Raw genomic sequence first — 22,165 nt, forward strand, 5'->3', positions numbered from 1 at the left:
TTTTTGAGGCTTTCCGTAAAGAACGAGCTTGCAAATTTACAACCTTTTTTCTTTACAATCCAAAATAAAATTTAAATCTTTTTTTGAAACTCTCAGAGAACTTAAACCCTCACAAAACATTTTCTAAAAGAGCTTTTGTAAGCTCCTTTCCTGTTTCGCTAAGCGGTTGCAAACTTACAACCCTTTTCTCTTAACTTCCAAAACTAATTTCAACTATTTTTCAGAGAACTTTTTCGCTTTAAACCTCCGCCCCTGCTGGGCTCACAGCTCCAGATCTGCATCCTTCGTTGTTTCTCAAAGCGGGTGCAAATATACAACCGTTTCTTAATTACACAAGTCCCAAACTCATCTTTTTTATGGTTTTTTTGGGTTTTTATTAACCACCACTTTTAATCCTTTGATATCCTTTGGGTTAATTAAAGGAGTCGTGGAGAAAATATTTTCAATTGAATGGGGTTTTTAGCTTTCTCAAGTTTTAATCTCCGGGAATGCTCTCAATGGATGCCAGAAATGGAGTTTTCAAAAGTAACTTTAATCTGGATTACCCATTAATCCTTTGTACATATATATATATGGTAGGAGCATTTTGCAAGAAACAAATCCTTTCCTCCCCTATCTGTTCCGAAAGAGATTCTACCGTCGGAATGACAGTTTCCCTCAGCTTTCAAAAATCTGTTTCTTGTTCCCGCACTCCTTTATTTATAGGAGAAAGAACATTAAAAAGAAATTTATTTGCCACGTTATGGATTGAAGCGGTAACTTTTGAAACGCTTCCGCCAAAGGCGCTTCAAAATTATAAGTGTAAAGCCCGAGCCTTTTTCCGCCAGGGAGGAAAAGGGAAATGCCCAGAAACAACTAACCCGCCTTGGAATTACTGCCAGACTTACGGGTAGTTTTCCACTTATCGGTCAATTCAAGGAAATCAAAATCAAGGGCTGTGGGTTGTTTTTCCAGCTTGTTAGCCTGAAATGCCCTTTGCAGGATGTCTTCAATTAAATAATCTTCCTGATCTGTTTCCGGATCAAATTCTTTTTTTAGGGAAATGTCGAACATACTCGCAGTAGTATTGTACCAGAAAGCTCTCCAGCCACTTTTTAAGTCTTTTATAAGATCAAACGCTGTATTTCCCGTTTGACGGTGGATCAACTTTACCAGGATCTGACCTTCTGTACGGGTCAACTTCTTCAGTTCTGCAGAGAATTGCTCTTCAATATAATTCTGTACTATCTTAGTATATCGTTTTTGATCCCGTCTGCCCTTAATTAGATCCAGCCTGCTGTTCAATTCCACAAGTCTTTCCGAAGCAAGTTTCGCATAAGGATACACTTTATGCGTCTTGTGCCTTAGGATTAAATACCTCCTTCTTTCGGTCTCATTATCAAACCTGAGTTTTTCCAACAACAGCACCTCTTCAAGATCAATGAATTCCCGAGGAATCGAGTCGCCTTCAATGATCATATACTCCTTATGAATAGTATCTCCTTCGGGAATCCTCTCCTGTGCAAACACAGTTCCCGAAACAAGAATTATCAGATAGAGAAGTTTTTTCTTCAACATTTTCATTTCAGGCTTTTGTGCAGAAATCATTCCAAAATTACACAACTAGAAATTGTCAACTATATATTTCTTATTAAATTCGTGCAAAATCTTAATACATGGGAAAAGAAAATATTTTAAACGAAAATTCAATAAAATTTCTTGAAAAATACCTGAACAATGCGGCCCCTACCGGGTATGAATGGGAAGGACAAAAATTATGGATGGAATACCTTAAGCCATACGTGGATGAATTCATCACCGATACGTATGGAACTGCTGTGGGAGTCATCAATCCTGAGGCTGAATATAAGGTAGTAATAGAAGGTCATGCCGATGAAATTTCCTGGTATGTAAATTATATCACAGACGAAGGTCTTATATATGTAATAAGAAACGGGGGAAGTGACCACCAGATCGCACCTTCTAAAAGAGTAAACATCCATACCGAAAATGGGATTGTAAAAGGAGTTTTTGGATGGCCTGCTATCCATACCCGCGATAAGGAAAAGGAACAAACTCCAAAAATGGACAACATCAGCATAGATGTTGGTTGTTCTTCGAAAGAAGAAGTAGAAGCTTTGGGCGTGCACGTGGGGTGTGTGATCACTTATCCCGATGAGTTCTTTATCCTTAACGACAACAAATTCGTTTGCCGCGCCCTGGACAACAGAGTCGGTGGATTTATGATTGCTGAAGTTGCACGTCTTCTGAAAGAAAACAAGAAAAAACTGCCATTCGGACTATACATAACAAATTCCGTTCAGGAGGAAATCGGATTAAGAGGAGCTGAAATGATCACACAGCGAATTAAACCGAATGTAGCCATCGTGACCGATGTTACGCACGACACCACTACTCCAATGATCGAGAAAAAGACCAACGGACTAACAAAGATTGGAGACGGACCTGTAATTTCCTACGCTCCGGCAGTGCAAAATAAGCTAAGGGCTCTGTTGATCGAGACTGCTCAAATGAAGAACATACCTTTCCAGAGAAATGCTTCTTCCAGAATGACCGGAACAGATACAGATGCTTTTGCCTACAGTAACGGCGGGGTGGCATCTGCATTGATCTCACTTCCATTGCGGTATATGCATACCACTGTAGAGATGGTGCATCGTGATGACGTGGAGAACGTGATAAAGCTTATTTATGAAAGTCTCCTCCAAATAAAAGAAGGAGATACCTTCAGTTATTTTGACTAAAATATTCCGTTCAAAAATGCAGGCCCCTTTTCTTTTCCGGAAAAGGGGCTTTTTATTTTAAATTTCACATTTATTTAAAACAACAAGCCACGCCAGCCAGTTATCTTTAGCAAAAAACTGCACAATGGTCCTTTCTTCTGAAGAAGTGAAAACACTTCTCTCCAATCCCGATAAAGCTGCTGAATTAGCCAACCTGGTCTATGTATCGGAAGAGGAGCTGTGCGTAGAGCGCAAAAAGCAGAAAGATTCTTTCGAATATTTAAAAAACGGAAAGCCGGTAAAAAACAAAAAGCAACTGGAGCGGTATAAAAAACTGGTAATTCCGCCTGCATGGGAGGATGTGAAGATCTGTCCTATGGATAACGGACATTTACAGGCAATAGGCAGAGATGCAAAAAACCGGAAACAATACCTGTATCATCCAGATTGGGGAGAAATAAGGAATCGCACCAAGTTTTTCAAAATGGCTTCCTTCGGAAAAATTCTCCCTAAGATAAGGCAACAGGTAGATGAAGACCTAGATCTCCATAAAATGCCACAGCGAAAAGTGCTTGCGCTAATCGTAAGGTTAATGGAGGAAACTCATATTAGGATTGGAAACGAGTGTTACGCTAAAGAGAATAAATCGTATGGTCTTTCTACCCTAAGAAAACGGCATGTAGAAATTTCCAAAGGAAAAATGAATTTCCACTTCATCGGAAAAAAAGGAAAAGAACACACCATTACAGTTCAGGATAAAAAGCTGGTAAAGCTGGTCAATAAATGTGAAGAGATTCCCGGCTGGGAAGTTTTTAAATACTATGATGAAGACGGAAAGAAAAATTCCATTGACAGCGGAATGGTAAATCAATATATCCAGGAGATAAGTGGGGAATTATATTCAGCCAAAGATTTCAGGACCTGGAGTGCTACAAAAATATTTTTTGAAAACCTGAGAGATCTAGGTTACACTGAAAATGAGAAAGAAAACAAATCGAATATTCTAAAATCTTATGATGCGGCCGCAGAAGCTTTGGGTAACACCCGAAGTGTATGCCGCAACTATTACGTGCATCCCATGGTAGTCGAACTATATCAAAACGGTGGAATTGTTCCTTACTTCGAAAAAGTGGAACGAAAACGCACATCAAAACCTCATTTTTCACAAACAGAAGAAGTACTACTGGGGATGATAAGTGATTATGAAATTGAAATTTCCTGAGCCATTTTCATGCAGTAACTCTCCTGCTTTTCTATAAATTAGCAGTATGAAAAATACTATTGCAGCCAGGATTGCCGATTTTTTAAAGGGCTACCCTCCTTTCAGCTTACTTAATGAAGATCAACTCCTTGCAGTTTCCGGCGAAGTAAAAGTAATTTATCTTGAAAAGGGAAAGCCGGTTTTTAAGCAAGGTGAAAAAGGCCACAACTTGTTTTATGTGGTAAACAAAGGTGCAATTGCTTTAGAAAAGATGAACAATAGCGAAGTTGAAGCTATTGATAAGTGTGATGAGGGAGATATTTTTGGGTTAAGGCCCTTGTTTGCAAGGGAAAATTACCTTATTAATGCGAGGGCAGATGAGGAAAGCATCATCTATGGAATTTCCATTGAAAATTTCAAGCCGATCATTGAAGGAAATTTCAGGGTAGCCGACTTTCTGATGCAGAGTTTCGCTTCGAATACCAGAAATCCGTACTCTTCCGAAAATAAAGGTCAGCTGGTTTCTACTATAGATAACAGCATCCGGCAATCTTCAACGAACTTGTTTGAATTACAACCGGCACCCATTACCAGAAAAGTAGTAAAGGTTTCCCCCACTACTCCCATTCAGAAAGTAGCTGCATTAATGAGTGAAAAAAGGGCTACAGCAGTCCTGGTGGTAGAGAATGATATTCCGCAGGGAATTATTACCAGTGAAGTTTTTAGGGATATGATCGCCGGCGGAAATTTTGGTATACAAAGCAGCGCCTCCCAGATTATGTCCTCCCCGGTAATTTGTTATCCTAAAAGCATTACCATAGCACAGGCGCAAATCACCATGATGAAACACAGGATACGCCACATATGCATTACTCGTGACGGAACTCCCAATACCAAAGTTATAGGTATACTTTCTGAACATAATATTCTTGTTTCTGAAGGACATAATCCTTCTATTTTAATGAGAGCCATTAAAAATTCAGACAGTACAAAAGAACTGAAGAAAATCAGGAACAAGGTTACGCTGCTGCTGAAAGGATATCTTGAAAATAATATTCCGCTTACCCATATATCCAGGATCATTTTTGAACTCAATGACGCTACTATAAAAAGGATCATTGAACGTTGTATTAAGAAGATCCCTTCCCCGCCCCCGGCAAACTTTGCCTGGCTGTCTTTAGGAAGCCAGGGCCGCAAAGAGCAGCTTTTGCAAACAGACCAGGATAACGCTATTATTTTTGAAGATGTACCTTCGGAAAACCTGGAAGAAACCAGGAACTATTTTCTGGAACTGGCCAGGAAAGTCAATAAACGCCTGAACATTATTGGATACGATTATTGCCCTGTAGACACCATGGCCCGAAATTCAAATTGGTGCAGGAGCTTATCCGAATGGAAGGAGCATTCTGCAAAATGGATCGACAGGAGTGGTAATGACGAACTTTTACTTAGCTCCATTTTCTTTGATTACGACATTACTTATGGAGATGTAACTCTTTCCAATAGACTCTCCGATCATATTTTTGAAAATATCAGGGACAATAAACGTTTTATTTCCTTTATGGGAGCTACAGCTTTAAGAAATCCGTCTCCGGTTGGATTTTTCAGGCAGTTTCTGGTAGAACAAAACGGAGAAAACAAGAATACTTTCGACATTAAAAAGCGTGCCATCACTCCTATTACAGATGCAGGCCGTTTGTTGATCTTACATCACCAGGTGAAAAACATCAGCAATACTGCAGAACGTTTCGAAAAGCTGGCGCAGTTAGAACCAAACAACAAAGAACTTTTCCTTTCCTGCTCCTACACTTCGAAAGCCCTACTTAAATTCAGGACCAGGCAAGGACTTCTGCACAGGGACAGCGGGAGGTACATTCAGTTGGCCAACCTGACGAAGGAAGAAAAAATGAAGCTGAAAAGATGTTTTAAAACCATCAGGGATGTTCAGGAACTTATAAAATACCGATTCGGAATTTCAAATTATATGTAAATGTTCAACTGGTTCAATAAAAAGCACGAAAATCATCCTGATTTCTGGAAAGCTTATGAAGAGCAATTTCAGGAAAAACCACCTGCAAAAGTCAGCGATATCCGGTTCATTGTTTTTGATACCGAAACTACCGGATTTGATTATAAAAAAGACCGGATGCTCTGCATTGGTGCTGTTACGGTAAAGCAAAATCAAATTGACGTTTCCGAAACCTTTGAATATTACCTGAAACAGGAAAAATTCAATCCTGAAACGGTAAAGATCCATGGCATCCTTCAGAATGAGCGAATCGAACAAATTTCAGAAGAAGAAGCGATCAGGAATTTCCTGAAGTTTATCGGAAATTCTGTTTTGGTGGCACATCATGCCAATTTTGATGTTACGATGTTCAATGCAGCACTTCGCCGAATGAATTTACCCAAACTGCAAAACAGGGTGCTGGACACCGGGACACTTTATCGAAAAACGAGGCTTACTTCTAATTTAATAGACCAGAACAAAAATTATTCTCTAGACGAGATAGCCGAAGCTTACAATATAGATGTTAAGGACAGGCATACTGCCGCCGGAGATGCTTTTATTACTGCATTGGCCTTTTTAAAGATTCTTGGCAGACTTGACAAAAACGGAAACCTCCTGTTTAAAGAACTGACGGAAGCTTAAAGCTGTAATATTTTTTCAGAAAGGTAAATCGGCTCCTTCAGGATCAACCATTTTCTTCAGACTTAGAAGCACCCTTCCTCCTCCCGAATCAAAAAATCCTGCCTGATCACAGAGATCGGGCAGGATAATACATTTTGAAAATATTTTTTCCTGTTATCTTTTTGCTTCCTGCATGATTTCATCAATAATTTCCGGATTCAGAAGCGTGGAAGTATCTCCTAAATTATCTGTATCATTGGATGCGATTTTGCGCAAGATCCTTCTCATGATCTTTCCGCTACGGGTTTTCGGTAGTCCGCTTACAAATTGAATTTTATCCGGTTTTGCAATAGGCCCCACCGTATCTGATACCAGTTTCTTAATCTCACTCTCAAGTTTTTCAGTAGGTTCCACATCATCATAGAGGATTACGTAGGCATACAATGCATTTCCTTTGACGTCATGCGGAAAACCTACTACCGCACATTCCACCACATTCTGGTGTTCATCTATAGCATTTTCTATAGTTGCAGTTCCAAGGTTATGGCCCGAAACAATGACTACATCATCCACCCTACCGGTGATCCGGTAATTTCCGGTGGCATCACGATAAGATCCATCTCCCGTGAAATACATATTTTCATAAGCAGAAAAATAGACCTCTTTATAGCGTTGATGATTTCCGTAGATCGTTCTGGCAATCGAGGGCCATGGAAATTTGATGGCTAATCTTCCTTCTGCCTTTTCATGCAGATTCGTAATTTCCTTGCCATTTTCATCCATTAATGCAGGTTGAACCCCCGGTAAAGGAAGCGTTGCAAAGGTAGGTCTTGTAGGCGTGATCCCCGCCACAGGAGAGATCATAATGGCTCCTGTTTCTGTTTGCCACCAGGTATCTACCACAGGACAATTTCCTTTTCCAATATTATCATTGTACCAGTGCCATGCCTCTTCATTAATCGGCTCCCCAACAGATCCAAGTACTTTTAGGGATGAAAGGTCATGTTGTTCCACAAATTTCAAGGATTGTTTGGCCAAAGCCCTGATGGCAGTGGGTGCCGTGTAAAAATGGGTTACATTTAATTTATCGCAAATTTCCCAGAACCGTCCATAATCGGGATAACTCGGAATTCCCTCAAACATAACCGTAGTCGCTCCAGCTGCCAGTGGACCGTAAATAATATAGGAGTGCCCGGTGATCCATCCTATGTCTGCCGTACACCAGTACACATCATTCTTCTCCAACTGAAATACATTTTCAAAAGTGTAGGTGGTTCCCACCATGTAGCCGCCGGTAGTATGGACCATTCCTTTTGGTTTTCCGGTAGATCCCGAAGTATATAATATAAACAGCATATCCTCGGCATCCATTTCTTCCGCAGCACAATCTTTATCTACTTTTTGAAGTTCATCAAACCAGAATTTATCTCTTCCTTCCTTCATAGAAGTCGGTTCTACCGTTCTTCTGTAAACGATCACGGTCTCAATGGAAGGCGTATTTTCCAGAGCCTCATCACAAATATCTTTCAGGTTCACTCTTTTTGATCCCCTGTACACTTCATTTGCGGTAATAAGCAATTTACACCCCGAATCATTAATTCGACTTGCAATTGCAGAACTTGAAAAACCGGCAAAAACAATTGAATGTACTGCCCCAATCCTGGCACAAGCAAGCATAGCAATAGCAAGCTCCGGGATCATGGGCATGTAAAGGCAGACTTTATCCCCTTTTTTGATTCCATTATTCTTTAGAACATTAGCAAACCGGGAAACCTTTACAAATAGCTGTCGATAGGAAATGTATCGGGATTCTTCATCGGGATCATTAGGTTCCCAGATAATAGCCGTTTTATTTCCCTGTTCTTCCAGGTGACGATCGAGACAATTCTCTGTAATGTTCAGCTTTCCACCCTGAAACCATTTGACTTCAGGTTTTCTAAAATCCCACTCCAGGGTTTTATCCCATTTTTTTTTCCAGGTGAAAGTGCTTGCTATTTCATCCCAAAATGCTTCAGGATTCTCAGTGCTTTTTTGATAAGCCTTTTTGTATTCTGCGAAGGTTTTGATCTGTAAGTTTTTCATATTTTAAAAATAGTAAAAGCATCTTTAAAAACAAATCATAAAAATCAACTGAAAATTAAGCTTTTGTGAAAAAGCAACCAGCGAAAGGCCTGTATGAAATCACCATGAAATTTCAGAAAAAATTTATAATTCCATAAAAAGAGGTCTTCTGTATTATATGAAATTGATGTACCTTTATGTAGAGAAAGTATAGGATTTAAATTATATAATTTCATGAGGATATGGAGTTTATCGATTATTACAAAGTCCTTGAACTGGATAAGAGTGCCACTAAAAGTGACATTAAAAAAGCATACCGCAAACTAGCTCGAAAATACCACCCCGATCTTAACCCAAATGATGCGGAAGCGCAAAAAAGATTTCAGCAGATCAACGAAGCTCACGAAGTACTTATAGATCCCGAAAAGAGGAAGAAGTATGACCAGTATGGGAAAGACTGGCAACATGCTGAAGAATACGAAAAAGCAAGACAACAGCGATCACAGTATCAACAGCAGTATTCAGGAGGCTTTGGAGACCAGTCTGCCGGTGGTTTTGGTGGTGCCGGTGGATTTGAGGAAGGTGATTTTTCAGATTTTTTTGAATCTATGTTTGGTGGTGCAACAAGAGGAAGCAGACGATCTACCCGATTTGCGGGGCAGGATTTCACTGCTGAACTTAAGCTAAACCTTACGGATGTTTACCGTTCACAAAAGCAAACCTTAACCATTAACGGAAAAAACATTCGGCTCACCATACCTGCAGGGGTGGAAAACGGACAGACCATTCGTATTAAGCGTTATGGAGGCGAAGGGATCAATGGCGGTCCTAACGGAGATCTCTTTATCACCTTTTCCATAAATAACAACACCTCTTTTAAAAGAGACGGCGCCAATCTTTATAAAGATATAGACCTGGATATATTTACGGCGACGCTTGGGGGAGAGATTACAGTAGACACTTTTGATGGAAAGGTAAAATTAACGGTAAAACCTGAAACCCAGAACGGCACCAAAGTAAAGCTAAAAGGAAAAGGATTTACGAAGTACAAAAAAGAAAATGAGTTTGGAGATTTATATATAACGTATCAATTAAAGATCCCTACCAATTTAAGCACCCGCGAAAAAGAAATACTTGAGGAACTAAGAAAAATGAGAAACTATGGATCCTAAAGAATATATCACAATCGCCGAATTTTGTGCCTGTTACGAAATAGATCAATCTTTTGTGCTTGAACTGAACAATTACGGACTGGTACAAATCGTTACTGTTGAAGAAACACCTGCACTACCTGTAGAGCAGGTTCGGGATGTTGAGAAAATGCTACGGTTGCATTATGATCTTGAGATCAACCTGGCAGGAATAGATGCCATTTCTCATTTACTCCGCCGGGTTTCCAGCCTTCAGGATGAAGTCAGAATCCTGCAAAATAAATTAAGACGCTATGAAGAATAAAAATTTAACCAATAAACCAACTATGAAATATTTTATGTATTTACTCTCAGGAATGGCCTTATTACTCAGCATTGCCTGTAACCAAACCAAATCTACCACTACAAATTCGATGGAGATCACCGGCACAATTCAGGAACAGGGAATGACCTCCTATCAATACGGCACGCATACCCTCACAAATTCTGAAACTTTTTATGCGGTTAAAAGTGATTCTATTGATCTAAACAATTATTTGAATGAGGAGGTAACCATTACTGCCGAAAAAGTAGAAGGTTATCCTGTAGACGGTGGCCCGGATTATTTAAGAGTGTTAAGTGTAGAGGAATAAGACCCTTTTGGCAGGAGATTTCTCCTTTCGTAGGAATGACAATCGTAAATCTAAACTGTCATTCTGAACGCCGCGCAGCGAAGTGAAAAATCCAAAATATACCTCCTGCGGCTGAATAAAAATAGTTCGCAGGAGGTTTTTTTAATTAAATTTCCTAATTATTATCCTTTCAGATATTCCACCACATTTTGTTCAATGCGCTCTTCAATGTTGGAGATATCGGCTTTGATGAATTTATCTCCGGTGATTTGTTCGTAGAGTTCAATATATCTTTCAGAAACTGACTCAATATACTCTTCGCTCATTTCTGGAATCTGCTGGCCATCCTTTCCCTGAAATCCGTTTTCCATCAGCCATTCCCGCACAAATTCCTTGGAAAGCTGTTTTTGGGGTTTATTTTCAGCTAATCTCTGAAGATAACTTTCAGCATAAAAATAACGGGAAGAATCGGGAGTGTGGATCTCATCAATTAAAACGATCTTTCCCTCTTTGGTTTTTCCGAATTCATATTTCGTGTCGACAAGGATCAATCCATTGTCTTTTGCCATTTCACTACCTCTTAAAAACAATTGTCTAGTGTAGTATTCCAGCTCATTAAAATCTTCTTCAGAAACAATTCCCTGTGCAAGGATCTCTTCCCTGGAAATATCTTCATCATGAGAGCCATTCGCAGCCTTCGTGGTAGGCGTAATAATAGGAGCCCCAAAAGCTTCATTTTCCTTCATCCCATCAGGCATGCTGATACCACATAACTCCCTTTTTCCGTTCTTATATTCTCTTGCAGCGTGTCCTGCTAAATATCCGCGAATTACCATTTCTACCTTAAAAGGTACACAGTTTTCGCCCACTGCCACATTAGGATCGGGCGTAGCAGTTAGCCAGTTGGGAACAACGTCTTCTGTCGCCTTCATCATCTTGGTGGCGAGCTGATTAAGGATTTGTCCTTTGTAAGGAATTCCTTTTGGCATCACCACATCAAAAGCAGAAAGTCTGTCGGTCACCACCATCACCAGCCTGTCATTTTCAAGGGTGTAGACATCTCTTACTTTTCCTTTATAAACAGATTTTTGTCCCGGAAAATTATAATTCGTTTTAGTTAGAGTATTCATTTAAAATGATCTTTTTTGTTTAAAAACCCACCTATAGTGAGCAGGTGGGGCTGTAAATTTCTTTTCTAATCGTTTTCAATAGTCTTGTAAGCTGCAATAATTTCCTTCACCAGCCTGTGTCGTATTACATCTTTATCATCCAGATAAATTATACCCACTCCAGATACATCTTTAAGCACCAGGATAGCTTCTTTTAATCCCGAAACTACTCTTCTTGGCAAATCGATTTGTCCAGGATCACCTGTCACCATAAATTTTGCATTCTTTCCCATTCGGGTAAGGAACATTTTCATTTGAGCATGTGTGGTATTCTGAGCTTCATCAAGAATAACAAAAGCGTTATCAAGGGTACGGCCTCGCATAAATGCCAGGGGTGCTATTTGAATGGTTCCGTTTTCGATGAAATTTTCAAGTCTTTCGGGAGGGATCATATCTCGCAGCGCATCGTACAAAGGCTGCATGTATGGGTCCAGCTTTTCTTTAAGATCACCGGGAAGGAATCCGAGGTTTTCCCCCGCTTCCACGGCCGGCCTCGTTAAAATAATTCTTTTTACCTGCTTCTCTTTTAAAGCTTTCACCGCTAAAGCAACGCCAGTATAGGTTTTTCCTGTTCCCGCAGGCCCAATAGCAAAAACCATATCGTTTTTACGCATAAGATCCACGAGCTTGCGTTGATTCGCAGTTTGAGGACGTATCATCCTGCCGCTCACCCCATGAACCAGCACTTCGCCGCTTTCCACCGGAGTCTCATAATCTTCTTTGCTCTGGCTGGTTAAAACACGCTCAATGACATTTTCATCAAGTTTATTGAATTTCCCGAAGTGATCCATCAGCATATTGAAACGCTTATCGAATTCTTCCAGAAGATCTTCATCTCCAAATACCTTTATTTTATTTCCCCGGGCCACAATTTTTAGTTTCGGGAAGTACTTTTTTAAAAGCTCAATATTTACGTTGTGTTGCCCGAAAAATTCCCTTGGGTTTATTTCCGAAAGTTCGATGATAAGTTCGTTCAAAAGCCGGCTGATTTTATTTAATAGTTGAGTTTTTTATCTTTAGATTTGCATTACAAACTTAGGAAAAATAAAGGTTTAAGATAACAAAAATATTTCAACAATTGCCCATGGCTATTATTACTTTAACAACAGATTTTGGGGAAAAAGATCATTTCGCAGGGGCAGTTAAAGGAGCAATTTACAGTGAACTTGAAACGGTAAAAATCGTCGATATTTCCCATTCTGTTGCTCCCTTCCATATCACTGAAGCTTCCTACATCATTAAAAATGCCTACAAAAGTTTTCCTGAAGGTACCATTCATATCATTGGAATTGATTCTGAATTAACTCCGGAAAACCGACATATTGCACTAAAGCTCGACGGCCACTATTTTATCTGTGCCAACAACGGAATCCTTTCATTGATTGCTTCGGAATTTGTTCCGGAAAAAATCGTGGAGATCAACATCCACAATAAAGTGGACACCAATTTCCCTGTGCTTGACGTTTTTGTAAAGGTGGCAGGACATCTAGCCCGGGGCGGAACTCTGGAGGTAATTGGAAAAACAATTACGAAAATTAAACAACTGAAGGAAACAGAACCTTACTGCAATACAGAACAGAATCAGATCAAAGGAAATGTACTCTATATAGATAACTACGGAAATGTAATTACCAACATTACCCGAAAACTTTTTGATAAAATAGGCAAAGGCAGAAATTTTGTAATGCGCGCAAGAACGGCAACTTTTACTGAAATTTTTGAAACCTACAGCGATGCTATTAATTTCAATGTGGAGAAAGTGAACCGGGAAGATGGTAAAAAATTAGCCATTTTTAATTCCGGAGGATATATTGAACTTGCAATTTATAAGAGTAATCCCAGTACCGTTGGAAGCGCCTCCAGTCTTTTCGGATTAGAATGGCGGGATACGGTGACAATAAATTTTGATTAGAAAATTCCAGGTGCAACTTGAAAACTGAGCCTGATAGTTTTCTGAAGCACGAGCTGGACGCTTGCGCTTTTTAAAATAAAAAAATAAATGCTGATACGAATAGTGAAAATGACTTTTGATCCTAAGGAAGTTGAAAACTTCCAGCAGTTGTTCGATCGTAATAAAAATAAGATCCGGAGTTTTGAAGGTTGTAATCACCTGGAGTTACTAAGAGGCAAGAACGACACCAATATCTTTTTTACCTACAGTTACTGGGATGATGAATCGGCATTAAATGAGTATAGGCATTCAGATCTTTTCAATGAAGTATGGGCAGAAACAAAAGTGTTGTTTTCCGCAAAACCGGAAGCCTGGAGTGTTGACAGAATAACGACTCTGGAATAATTTTCAAGAAGGGAGGCACGAGCGGGGCATTCGATTAGAAAGACTGAAATTAAATTTAGGTCCAGGTTTTGATAAGATTTGAGCGGGACGCTCAATCGAACAGTTTGGAATTAGAAATATGAAATAAAAAGCGCCGAGCGGGACGCTCGCACCGCATTGGAAATTGGAATTAAATCACAGTTTACGTAATACATTATACAATTTAACAGCGTGTTTGCACTACTAAAAAAAGAAATAAACTCCTTCTTTTCCTCTCCTATCGGGTATCTCGTGATAGGATTATTTCTGGTGGTGAACGGGCTTTTTTTATGGGTTTTTCAGGGAAGCTATAATATACTGGATAGCGGATTTGCAGATCTCTCTCCGTTTTTTACACTCGCTCCGTGGATCTTCCTTTTTTTGATTCCGGCGGTGACAATGAAAAGCTTTTCCGAAGAGTTTAAACAGGGAACCCTGGAACTGCTACTTACAAGGCCTATCACAAAATGGGAACTGGTACTTGGAAAATATTTCGGATCACTACTATTGATCCTACTTGCGCTGCTGCCCACTCTCATTTATGTAGTGACCATTTACAATCTCGGAAATCCTGAAGGAAACCTCGATTCCGGAGCTATAATAGGTTCATATATCGGATTAATATTTCTTGGTGCTAGTTATGCTGCCATTGGATTGTTTACTTCCAGTCTCACCGAAAATCAAATAGTAGCTTTTATTCTGGCGGTGTTTTTATGCTTCGTTTGTTTCTTCGCATTTGAAGGACTGGCTGGTCTCAACCTTTTCACCGCAGGAAGTTTCGGATTGGAAGACCTCGGCATCAGTTCCCACTACGACAGCATTAGCAGAGGAGTAATAGATACGCGTGATATAATTTACTTTTTCAGTTTTATTGTTTTCTTTCTGGCGTTGACGAAATTCAGCATAAATAATTCAAAGCGATGAAAAATAGCAACTCCAATATCGTAAAGGGGATTATCCTATTGGTAGTGCTGGTGGTAGTAAACATCATTTCCTATTTCTTTTTTGAACGTTTTGATCTCACTGAAGACAACAGGTACACCCTCTCCCCTGCCGCAAAAGAAATTATTGCTGAAGCAGAATCTCCAATCATTGTAGATGTTTTCCTGAAAGGAGATTTTCCGCCGGAATTTAAAAGGCTGCAAATGGAAACCCGGCAGTTGCTCGAAGAATTTGCGGCGTATAATCCCAACATTAAATTCAACTTTGTGAATCCGTTGGAAGAAGGTGGAGATGCGAATGAAATTGGAACAGAATTCTATGATATGGGCATGACTCCCGCCCGAATTAATGTAGTGGAGAACGGAAGGACAACTGAGGCTATCATTTTTCCCTGGGCCATGGCCAACTATAAAAACCAGAGTGTTGCTATTCCACTTCTGAAAAATAAAATGGGCGCCACTACCGAAGAACGGGTAGAAAGTTCTGTACAACAACTGGAATATGCCTTTGCCGATGGTTTTAGCAAACTGGTGAACCCAAAACGAAAGAAAATTGCTGTAATGAGAGGCAACGGCGAACTGCCCGATGCCAACATTGCAGATTTTATACGCAGCCTTCAGGAGTATTATTTTATTGCTCCGTTCACCCTGGATTCTGCAGCTGTGAATCCACAGAAAACGCTGGAAGACCTCAAGGAGTATGATCTTGTTATTGAAGCTAAACCTACAGAAGCATTTTCAGAAGAAGAAAAATACGTGCTGGATCAATACCTTATGAACGGCGGAACAGCCCTTTGGATGGTAGAACATGTGGCGATGGAAACAGACAGCCTTTTTAGTCAGTCTGGAGCTGCTATAGCCCTGCCACGAGATCTAAATCTGGGGGATTTCTTCTTTAAGTATGGTCTACGAATAAATCCGGCGCTGGTAAAGGACATTTTCTCTGCCCCTATTATTCTGGCCAGTGGAAGTGGAAATAATACGAATTTTAATCCGTATCCATGGTTTTACTTTCCGCTGAGTTCTTCTCCGGGAGATCATGCAATTATAAATAATATTGAAGCAGTTCGGTTTAAGTACGCCAGTCCCATAGATCTCCTGCAAAATGATATTAAAAAAACGGTGATGCTTTCCAGCTCCCCTTCCTCTAAGCTAGAAGGAGTCCCAATAGAGATTAGTCTGGATCAAATTACTGCTCAACCCGATCCCGAAGAATACACTGCAGGCGAACTACCCCTGGCTGTTTTACTGGAAGGCAGTTTTACTTCGGTATATGAAAACAGGATCACACCTTTTGAGGTTGAGAAGCCGCTGGAAAGGGGAAAAGAAACAAAAATGCTGGTAATTTCTGACGGAGATGTGGTGAAAAATGACCTTCAGCGAGGCGAACCTATGGAACTCGGTTTTGATCCCTATACCGGAAATACCTACGGAAACAAAGAATTCCTTCTTAACGCCGTCAATTACCTCATGGATGATACCGGATTAGTAGACATTCGGTCTAAAGAAGTCTCTATAGCATTTCTTGATCTTCAGGAAGCAGACGAGGAAAGAACTTTTTGGCAGGTTATAAATATTCTGGTTCCGGTTCTTTTGCTGGGAGCTTTTGCCGGTTTATTTATTTACCTCAGAAAAAGAAAATACGTGCGTCCCTAGAATTTCAGACCTTAAAAATTTTCCGAAGAATTAAATGCTTAATTAAGCACGAGATGCTGCTTATTAACAATAAACATAATTGAAAATCTTACAAACTACTGATAGTAAAACACATATACGCTATCATTTCTATAATTCTGTTAATAAAATAAGCAGCCCTGAAAGGCTAATTTTAAAGGATTAAGATATATTTGTAGTTAGAATAACATATCACAAAGCCAATGAAATTTATTGTATCAAGCACTTATTTGCTGAAACAGCTTCAAATACTTGGAGGAGTCATTAACAACAACAATACTCTTCCTATTCTGGACAACTTTTTATTCGATTTAAATCAGGATGAATTAACGGTTTCAGCATCAGACCTGGAAACCACCATGTCCACAAAGCTAAAGGTAGAATCAGAATCTGAAGGAAAAATTGCAGTTCCGGCACGTCTTTTACTGGATACGCTAAAAACTTTTCCAGAGCAGCCACTAACCTTCGTAGTTGAAGATAACAACACGATCGAGCTGAGTTCGAATCATGGTAAATATGCATTGGCCTATGCCAGTGGCGAGGAATTCCCAAAGGCAGTGAATCTTGAGGATCCCAGCAGTACGCAGCTACAGGGAGATGTTTTGGCCACCGCCATTAGTAAAACCATTTTTGCATCTGGGAATGATGATTTAAGGCCAGTAATGAGCGGAGTATTCTTTCAGTTCACCCAGGAAAACCTGACTTTTGTGGCTACCGATGCTCATAAACTGGTTAAATATTCAAGGGAAGATATTGCAGCGTCACAAACTGCTGAATTTATCATGCCTAAAAAGCCTTTGAACCTTTTAAAAGGAATACTTTCCGGGGCAGACAGTGATGTATTGATCGAGTACAACGAATCAAATGCCAAATTCACTTTTGACGATACCACGCTGGTTTGTCGTCTTATTGACGGAAAATATCCGAACTACGAAGCCGTGATACCGAAAGAAAATCCAAATAAATTAGTTATTGACAGAGGACAATTTTTGAGTTCTGTAAAAAGGGTTTCTATTTTTTCCAATAAAACCACTCACCAGGTACGTTTGAAAATTGCGGGAGCCGAATTAAATATTTCTGCGGAAGATGTTGATTACAGCAATAAAGCTGAAGAGCGTCTTACCTGTTCTTACCAGGGAGATGATATGCAAATAGGTTTTAACTCACGTTTCCTAACTGAAATGCTTTCAAATCTGAATGCAAATGAAGTTCAGCTGGAAATGAGTCTTCCTAACCGCGCCGGAATCTTAACTCCTGTCGACGGACTTGATGATGGGGAAAAAGTGACTATGCTGGTAATGCCGGTGATGTTGAATAGTTAGACTTGAAATCTTAGATTTGAGTAAAATAAAAACCCTGTTAGGAAATCTAATAGGGTTTTCTTTTTTAACTCCTTAGGAGGAGTTGGGGAAGAAATTATTTAAGTATCTCTATGGTCAAAGGATAGGAAGGAATTTCTCCATTGCTCACTTTGATAGCGTTAATTATCGGAAAAATCAGAACCATAAGTCCGATGATTATTAAAATCAGAATTCCCAATCCGAAAAGCAGCATTAACGGAATAGCAATAATACTGTAGATAAACATACTTATCTGGAAGTTGATGATCATTTTTCCGTGGGCATCCATGCCCAGTACTTTATCTTTTTGGGTAAGCCAGATGATCAACGGAACAATAAATCCGCCTATTCCCGTCACCAAATCCAGCAACTGGCTCAAGTGGGTCAACATTAAAAGTTGTTTGTCTTCTCTCATCATAATAGTTTGTTTTGGTTAGTAGTTACTCAACTTTAGTTTCTCCAACCGGAGAAATTAAGTAGTTTGTTTTACCTAGTACTAATAAGACGATGAGAAATGAGGTTTGTTACAAGGTTTAGTAAAAAAAGATCTCAGGAGTATTAGACCTTGAAATAAATTCAGGGTGCCAACTCTACCCTCCCCTCCTTAAGTCGTGCTGAACTTGTTTCAGCATCTCATGTTACATAGCCTGAATAAATTCAGGGTGACGGCCTATAATAACCGCTTATGTCGTGTCTAATACTCCTCAAACGAATCTCCAACTTCTTCCTATCCTCTCTTTTTACTTTTTCCCGATTTAGGGCTACCTTTGCCCCATGAATTTAAAAGATACCATTGTTGCCTTAGCCACCCCCGCGGGAGCCGGGGCTATTGCAGTCATTCGAGTTTCGGGAACAGATGCTGTTTCTATTGTGGCTCCATTGTTCAGGGCTAAGAGCAAAAAAGATTTAGCGAATGAGCCTTCTCACACTTTACACCTTGGGAACATCGTAGATGAAAAAAGAATCCTGGATGAAGTGCTGGTATCGATCTTTCACGGACCGCGTTCTTATACAGGTGAAAATACCATTGAGATCTCCTGCCATGGAAGTCCGTACATTCAACAGGAAATCATTCAGTTACTGGTTAGAAAAGGCTGTCGCTCTGCAGAAGCCGGGGAATTCACCCTTCGCTCCTTTCTCAACGGAAAAATGGATTTGAGTCAGGCAGAAGCAGTGGCAGATCTTATTTCTTCTGAAAATCAGGCTTCACACCAGCTGGCAATGCAGCAAATGCGCGGCGGATTCTCAAATGAGATCAAAAAACTCCGGGAGGAACTGCTGAATTTTGCTTCCCTCATTGAACTGGAACTAGATTTCGCTGAAGAAGATGTGGAATTCGCCAACCGGGATCAGTTTTCTCAACTTGTAATGCGAATACAGAAGGTACTCCAGAAACTGGTAGATTCTTTTTCCGTCGGAAATGTCATTAAAAACGGAATTCCGGTAGCGATTGTGGGCGAACCTAATGTAGGGAAATCGACGCTTCTCAATGCCCTTTTAAACGAAGAACGCGCTATTGTGAGCGAAATCGCTGGAACCACCCGGGACACGATCGAAGATGAAATTTCAATCGGTGGCATCGGATTCCGCTTCATCGACACCGCCGGAATCCGGGAAACTGAAGACGTAGTGGAAAGCATCGGGATCAAACGGACTTTTGAGAAGATAAGTCAGGCGCAGGTAGTTTTATATTTGTTTGATACCTCCCGCCTTCGCCACCCTGAAATCAACACTGAGGTCCATCCCACACGTCATCCTGAACTTGTTTCAAGATCAAATTCTTCAAAGGAAAGTGCAGGCCCCACTCTGGAACAGGTAAAAGTTGAGATTGGAAAGATCAGGAATCAATTTCCACAAAAACCACTGCTCATTCTGGCCAATAAGATCGATCAACTTACTGATAAGGAAGTTGATTTTCTCAGATCTCAAGTCTCAGACCTCATGTCTATCTCAGCCAAAACCGGAGAAGGTGTAGAAGAGCTGCAAAACAAGCTCCTAGAATTTGTAAATACTGGGGAACTCCGGAACAACAATACGATCGTCACGAACAGCAGACATTACAACGCACTTCTGCAAGCACTGGAGGAAATCAATAAGGTTCAGGAGGGATTGAATGCAAATTTATCAGGAGATTTACTTGCCATAGATATTCGGCAGGCACTCTACCACTTCGGGGAGATCACGGGGGAGATAACCAATGACGATCTGTTAGGAAATATTTTTGCTAATTTTTGTATTGGCAAATAAACAGCAAATTTTATTTGATATCATTTGATATTAAATGATATCAAAACTCACTAAAATAGGGGCTTTATAGCCTCTTTTTATTTTATAAATTTTCCGAAGCTAATTCTTTTTTACACCTCTGTTTACACTTTATTTACACCCCATTGTTAATTTTTCATCATAAGGTGTAATTTTTTACACCTCAATCATTAATTTTCTTATCTTTATGAAAATTAAACAGTTATGAAAATTAAACTAAAAAAGAAAAAATTAAAGACAGGAAAGTATAGCCTTTATATTGAATATTATAAAGGCTTCATACAGGATGAAAAGGGTAAGATTGAGCATAATAGGGAATTCGAATATTTAAAAGAATACCTTATTATAGAACCAAGAACTGCAAAAGAACGCCAGGAGAATGCAGAAGTTTTGTTGAGAGCAGAGCAAGTGCTTTCAATTCGTAAGGCAGAATATGCCCAGGGGAAATACGGGATTAAAGACAGATCTAAAGATAAATTATTATTCCTTACCTATTATGAGAAATTGAAGGAAGAAAGATATGAGAGTAAAGGAAATTATGATAATTGGGATGCTGCCCAAAACCATATAGAAGACTACTGCAAGAAAAGAAAAATAACTTTTGAGGACATTAACGAAGAATTTGTATTAGGGTTTAAACAACATTTAAATAAAAAAGCCAGGACAAAATCCAATGTTCCCCTGTCTCAAAATTCTAAATATACCTACTATAATAAATTCAAAGCAGCTTTAAAAAAGGCCTTTGAGGATGGTTATACCCGAAGAAACTTCGCTACAACCGTTAAAGCTTTTGCCCAGGGAGAAACTTCCAGAGAACATCTTACCCATGAGGAACTTCAGGCAATGGCTAAAGCACGCTGTAAACATCCTGTTCTAAAATCAGCCTTTATGTTCAGTTGTTTAACAGGACTGAGATGGAGTGATATCAATAAACTCACCTGGTCTGAAGTTAGGGATGAAGAAGGCGAAACCCGTCTCATTTTTAAACAGAAAAAAACCTCCGGTCAGGAGTATCAATTTATTTCAGAACAAGCCAGAGAACTTTTGGGCAAAAGAAGACAGGAAAAGGATCTTGTTTTTCAGGGTTTAAAGTATGGAGCCCATTTCAATGCAGAAATCCTCCGGTGGTGCATGCGTGCCGGGATTACCAAACACATCACCTTCCATAGTGCCAGACATACACATGCCGTTCTCCTACTCGAGAATGGAGCAGATATCTATACTGTTTCTAAGATCCTCGGGCATAAAGAAATCAGAACAACTCAGGTTTATGCGAAAATTGTAGACAAGAAGAAAAAGGAAGCGGCTTATTTAATTCCTAAGCTGGAAATGGATTATGAAAATTGATCTCTTTCCATACTTGGCCAGTCTTGGTTTTATCTACACCTATGGGCGATTAGCAATTCACTTTGCCCCAAAACTTTTCTGCTATTTTTTTAATGAGCCCGTTGCTTTGCAGCAGCAGGTAGAAAAACCCAGGATATTTCTACACCTGATCGGACTTGGCTTTATGCACCTTATGGTCTACTCCTATTCATCTCTGGAAAATACAGGTTTACTTATTCAATTAATCACTTGGCTTACTTTTATTCTTGGATTCCTTGCCTGTCAATTTACCTGGACTAAGAAATTTGAAGACACTTTTGCGCCACAGTTTAAAAGGTCTACTGCTAAATCTTCTGAAAATTTCAATCTTTCTATTTCAGATCTTCAACTGAGTCAGCTTTACAATGAACTCGTTAGATTCGATCTGATAAACCAGGACTTGACTTCTCTGGAGGACTTCAGAAATATTTTGCTAAAGGATTGGAGGGAACACAATTCTAAACTTCATTTAAAGATGGACGGACCGACCTGTAGGGAATTCTACGATTATCTTATTAGGACCTATCCAAATAACATACTTACTATGAAAAACTTATTTATTACCTCTAAGCTGGTTCTGCGTCCTGACGGTAAAGGTTACAATTATAATACTTTGAAAAATGCACCTATACGAACACCGGTTTCAAAACAAAATGATACGTTAGCCAATATTTTTAAAAAATTGAGCTGATCTACGGAATCATTTCTCGAAGTCAAA

General features: G+C 39.6%; 20 protein-coding genes. 15 read left to right on the top strand and 5 right to left on the bottom strand.

All coding sequences use genetic code 11. From position 1 onward, the window contains the following. Positions 1-855: 855 nt before the first annotated feature. Positions 856-1,557, bottom strand: a complete 702-nt coding sequence (locus tag IE056_RS15490; RefSeq protein WP_189605721.1) for a DUF4294 domain-containing protein — start codon at positions 1,555-1,557, stop codon at positions 856-858. Positions 1,558-1,655: 98 nt separating this feature from the next. Here IE056_RS15490 and IE056_RS15495 point away from each other — a divergent pair, with 98 nt between their 5' ends. The 4 genes from IE056_RS15495 to IE056_RS15510 all read left to right on the top strand — a co-directional run bounded on the left by IE056_RS15495 (position 1,656) and on the right by IE056_RS15510 (position 6,577). Further along, positions 1,656-2,744 (top strand): M42 family metallopeptidase, encoded by a 1,089-nt coding sequence (locus IE056_RS15495; RefSeq protein ID WP_189605638.1) that lies wholly within the window; start codon positions 1,656-1,658, stop codon positions 2,742-2,744. 124 nt (positions 2,745-2,868) lie between these two features. Then, entirely contained in the window at positions 2,869-3,945 is a 1,077-nt protein-coding gene (locus IE056_RS15500) for a DNA topoisomerase IB (RefSeq protein ID WP_189605639.1), read from the top strand. A gap of 46 nt (positions 3,946-3,991) precedes the next feature. Further along, positions 3,992-5,914 carry a DUF294 nucleotidyltransferase-like domain-containing protein gene (locus tag IE056_RS15505; protein WP_189605640.1) on the top strand — a complete coding sequence of 641 codons (1,923 nt, stop codon included), beginning with the start codon at positions 3,992-3,994 and terminating at the stop codon, positions 5,912-5,914. Continuing rightward, positions 5,915-6,577 (top strand): 3'-5' exonuclease, encoded by a 663-nt coding sequence (locus tag IE056_RS15510; RefSeq protein ID WP_189605641.1) that lies wholly within the window; start codon positions 5,915-5,917, stop codon positions 6,575-6,577. 153 nt (positions 6,578-6,730) lie between these two features. Here the strand turns inward: IE056_RS15510 and acs are convergent, their stop codons facing one another. Continuing rightward, on the bottom strand, positions 6,731-8,638 hold the full coding sequence (gene acs, locus IE056_RS15515; RefSeq protein WP_189605642.1) for an acetate--CoA ligase: 1,908 nt from the start codon (positions 8,636-8,638) through the stop codon (positions 6,731-6,733). A 221-nt stretch (positions 8,639-8,859) separates the two neighbouring features. Between acs and IE056_RS15520 the strand changes: the two genes are divergently transcribed. From IE056_RS15520 to IE056_RS15530, 3 genes are read left to right on the top strand one after another with little or no spacing between them, the layout of a single operon-like run. Then, positions 8,860-9,789 (top strand): DnaJ C-terminal domain-containing protein, encoded by a 930-nt coding sequence (locus IE056_RS15520; RefSeq protein WP_189605643.1) that lies wholly within the window; start codon positions 8,860-8,862, stop codon positions 9,787-9,789. Beyond that, a complete protein-coding gene (locus IE056_RS15525) occupies positions 9,779-10,072 on the top strand; it encodes a chaperone modulator CbpM (RefSeq protein ID WP_189605644.1) in 294 nt (97 codons plus the stop codon). Before IE056_RS15520 ends, IE056_RS15525 begins: the two co-directional genes overlap by 11 nt. After that, the gene (locus tag IE056_RS15530) at positions 10,062-10,400 is read left to right on the top strand and encodes a hypothetical protein (RefSeq protein ID WP_189605645.1); all 339 of its coding nucleotides are present in this window, start codon (positions 10,062-10,064) and stop codon (positions 10,398-10,400) included. Before IE056_RS15525 ends, IE056_RS15530 begins: the two co-directional genes overlap by 11 nt. A gap of 161 nt (positions 10,401-10,561) precedes the next feature. Here the strand turns inward: IE056_RS15530 and IE056_RS15535 are convergent, their stop codons facing one another. Further along, positions 10,562-11,509 (bottom strand): phosphoribosylaminoimidazolesuccinocarboxamide synthase, encoded by a 948-nt coding sequence (locus tag IE056_RS15535; RefSeq protein ID WP_189605646.1) that lies wholly within the window; start codon positions 11,507-11,509, stop codon positions 10,562-10,564. 65 nt (positions 11,510-11,574) lie between these two features. Then, the gene (locus IE056_RS15540) at positions 11,575-12,525 is read right to left on the bottom strand and encodes a PhoH family protein (RefSeq protein WP_189605647.1); all 951 of its coding nucleotides are present in this window, start codon (positions 12,523-12,525) and stop codon (positions 11,575-11,577) included. Positions 12,526-12,632: 107 nt separating this feature from the next. On the opposite strand from IE056_RS15540, the gene IE056_RS15545 reads away from it, so the two are divergent. From IE056_RS15545 to dnaN, 5 genes are all read left to right on the top strand, one after another. After that, positions 12,633-13,460 (top strand): SAM hydrolase/SAM-dependent halogenase family protein, encoded by an 828-nt coding sequence (locus IE056_RS15545; RefSeq protein WP_189605648.1) that lies wholly within the window; start codon positions 12,633-12,635, stop codon positions 13,458-13,460. Between the two features lie 87 nt (positions 13,461-13,547). Beyond that, positions 13,548-13,844 (top strand): putative quinol monooxygenase, encoded by a 297-nt coding sequence (locus IE056_RS15550; protein WP_189605649.1) that lies wholly within the window; start codon positions 13,548-13,550, stop codon positions 13,842-13,844. Between the two features lie 210 nt (positions 13,845-14,054). After that, positions 14,055-14,786: a gliding motility-associated ABC transporter permease subunit GldF gene (gldF, locus tag IE056_RS15555; RefSeq protein WP_189605650.1), complete on the top strand. Its 732-nt coding sequence runs from the start codon at positions 14,055-14,057 to the stop codon at positions 14,784-14,786. After that, a complete protein-coding gene (gene gldG, locus IE056_RS15560) occupies positions 14,783-16,459 on the top strand; it encodes a gliding motility-associated ABC transporter substrate-binding protein GldG (protein WP_189605651.1) in 1,677 nt (558 codons plus the stop codon). The genes gldF and gldG overlap by 4 nt, the downstream gene beginning before the upstream one ends. A 221-nt stretch (positions 16,460-16,680) precedes the next feature. Continuing rightward, a complete protein-coding gene (gene dnaN, locus IE056_RS15565) occupies positions 16,681-17,799 on the top strand; it encodes a DNA polymerase III subunit beta (RefSeq protein ID WP_189605652.1) in 1,119 nt (372 codons plus the stop codon). A 94-nt stretch (positions 17,800-17,893) separates the two neighbouring features. On the opposite strand, the gene IE056_RS15570 is transcribed toward dnaN, so the two are convergent. Next, positions 17,894-18,232 (bottom strand): DUF4870 domain-containing protein, encoded by a 339-nt coding sequence (locus IE056_RS15570; RefSeq protein WP_189605723.1) that lies wholly within the window; start codon positions 18,230-18,232, stop codon positions 17,894-17,896. A gap of 359 nt (positions 18,233-18,591) precedes the next feature. Between IE056_RS15570 and mnmE the strand changes: the two genes are divergently transcribed. The 3 genes from mnmE (at position 18,592) to IE056_RS15585 (ending at position 22,138) form a co-directional block, all read left to right on the top strand. Further along, entirely contained in the window at positions 18,592-20,064 is a 1,473-nt protein-coding gene (gene mnmE, locus IE056_RS15575) for a tRNA uridine-5-carboxymethylaminomethyl(34) synthesis GTPase MnmE (protein WP_189605653.1), read from the top strand. Positions 20,065-20,286: 222 nt separating this feature from the next. After that, the gene (locus tag IE056_RS15580) at positions 20,287-21,429 is read left to right on the top strand and encodes a tyrosine-type recombinase/integrase (protein WP_189605654.1); all 1,143 of its coding nucleotides are present in this window, start codon (positions 20,287-20,289) and stop codon (positions 21,427-21,429) included. Continuing rightward, positions 21,419-22,138 (top strand): hypothetical protein, encoded by a 720-nt coding sequence (locus IE056_RS15585; protein ID WP_189605655.1) that lies wholly within the window; start codon positions 21,419-21,421, stop codon positions 22,136-22,138. Before IE056_RS15580 ends, IE056_RS15585 begins: the two co-directional genes overlap by 11 nt. Positions 22,139-22,165 lie beyond the last annotated feature (27 nt).

It is taken from the genome of Salinimicrobium marinum (assembly GCF_014651535.1).
In the GTDB taxonomy this organism is placed as follows: Bacteria; Bacteroidota; Bacteroidia; order Flavobacteriales; family Flavobacteriaceae; genus Salinimicrobium; species Salinimicrobium marinum.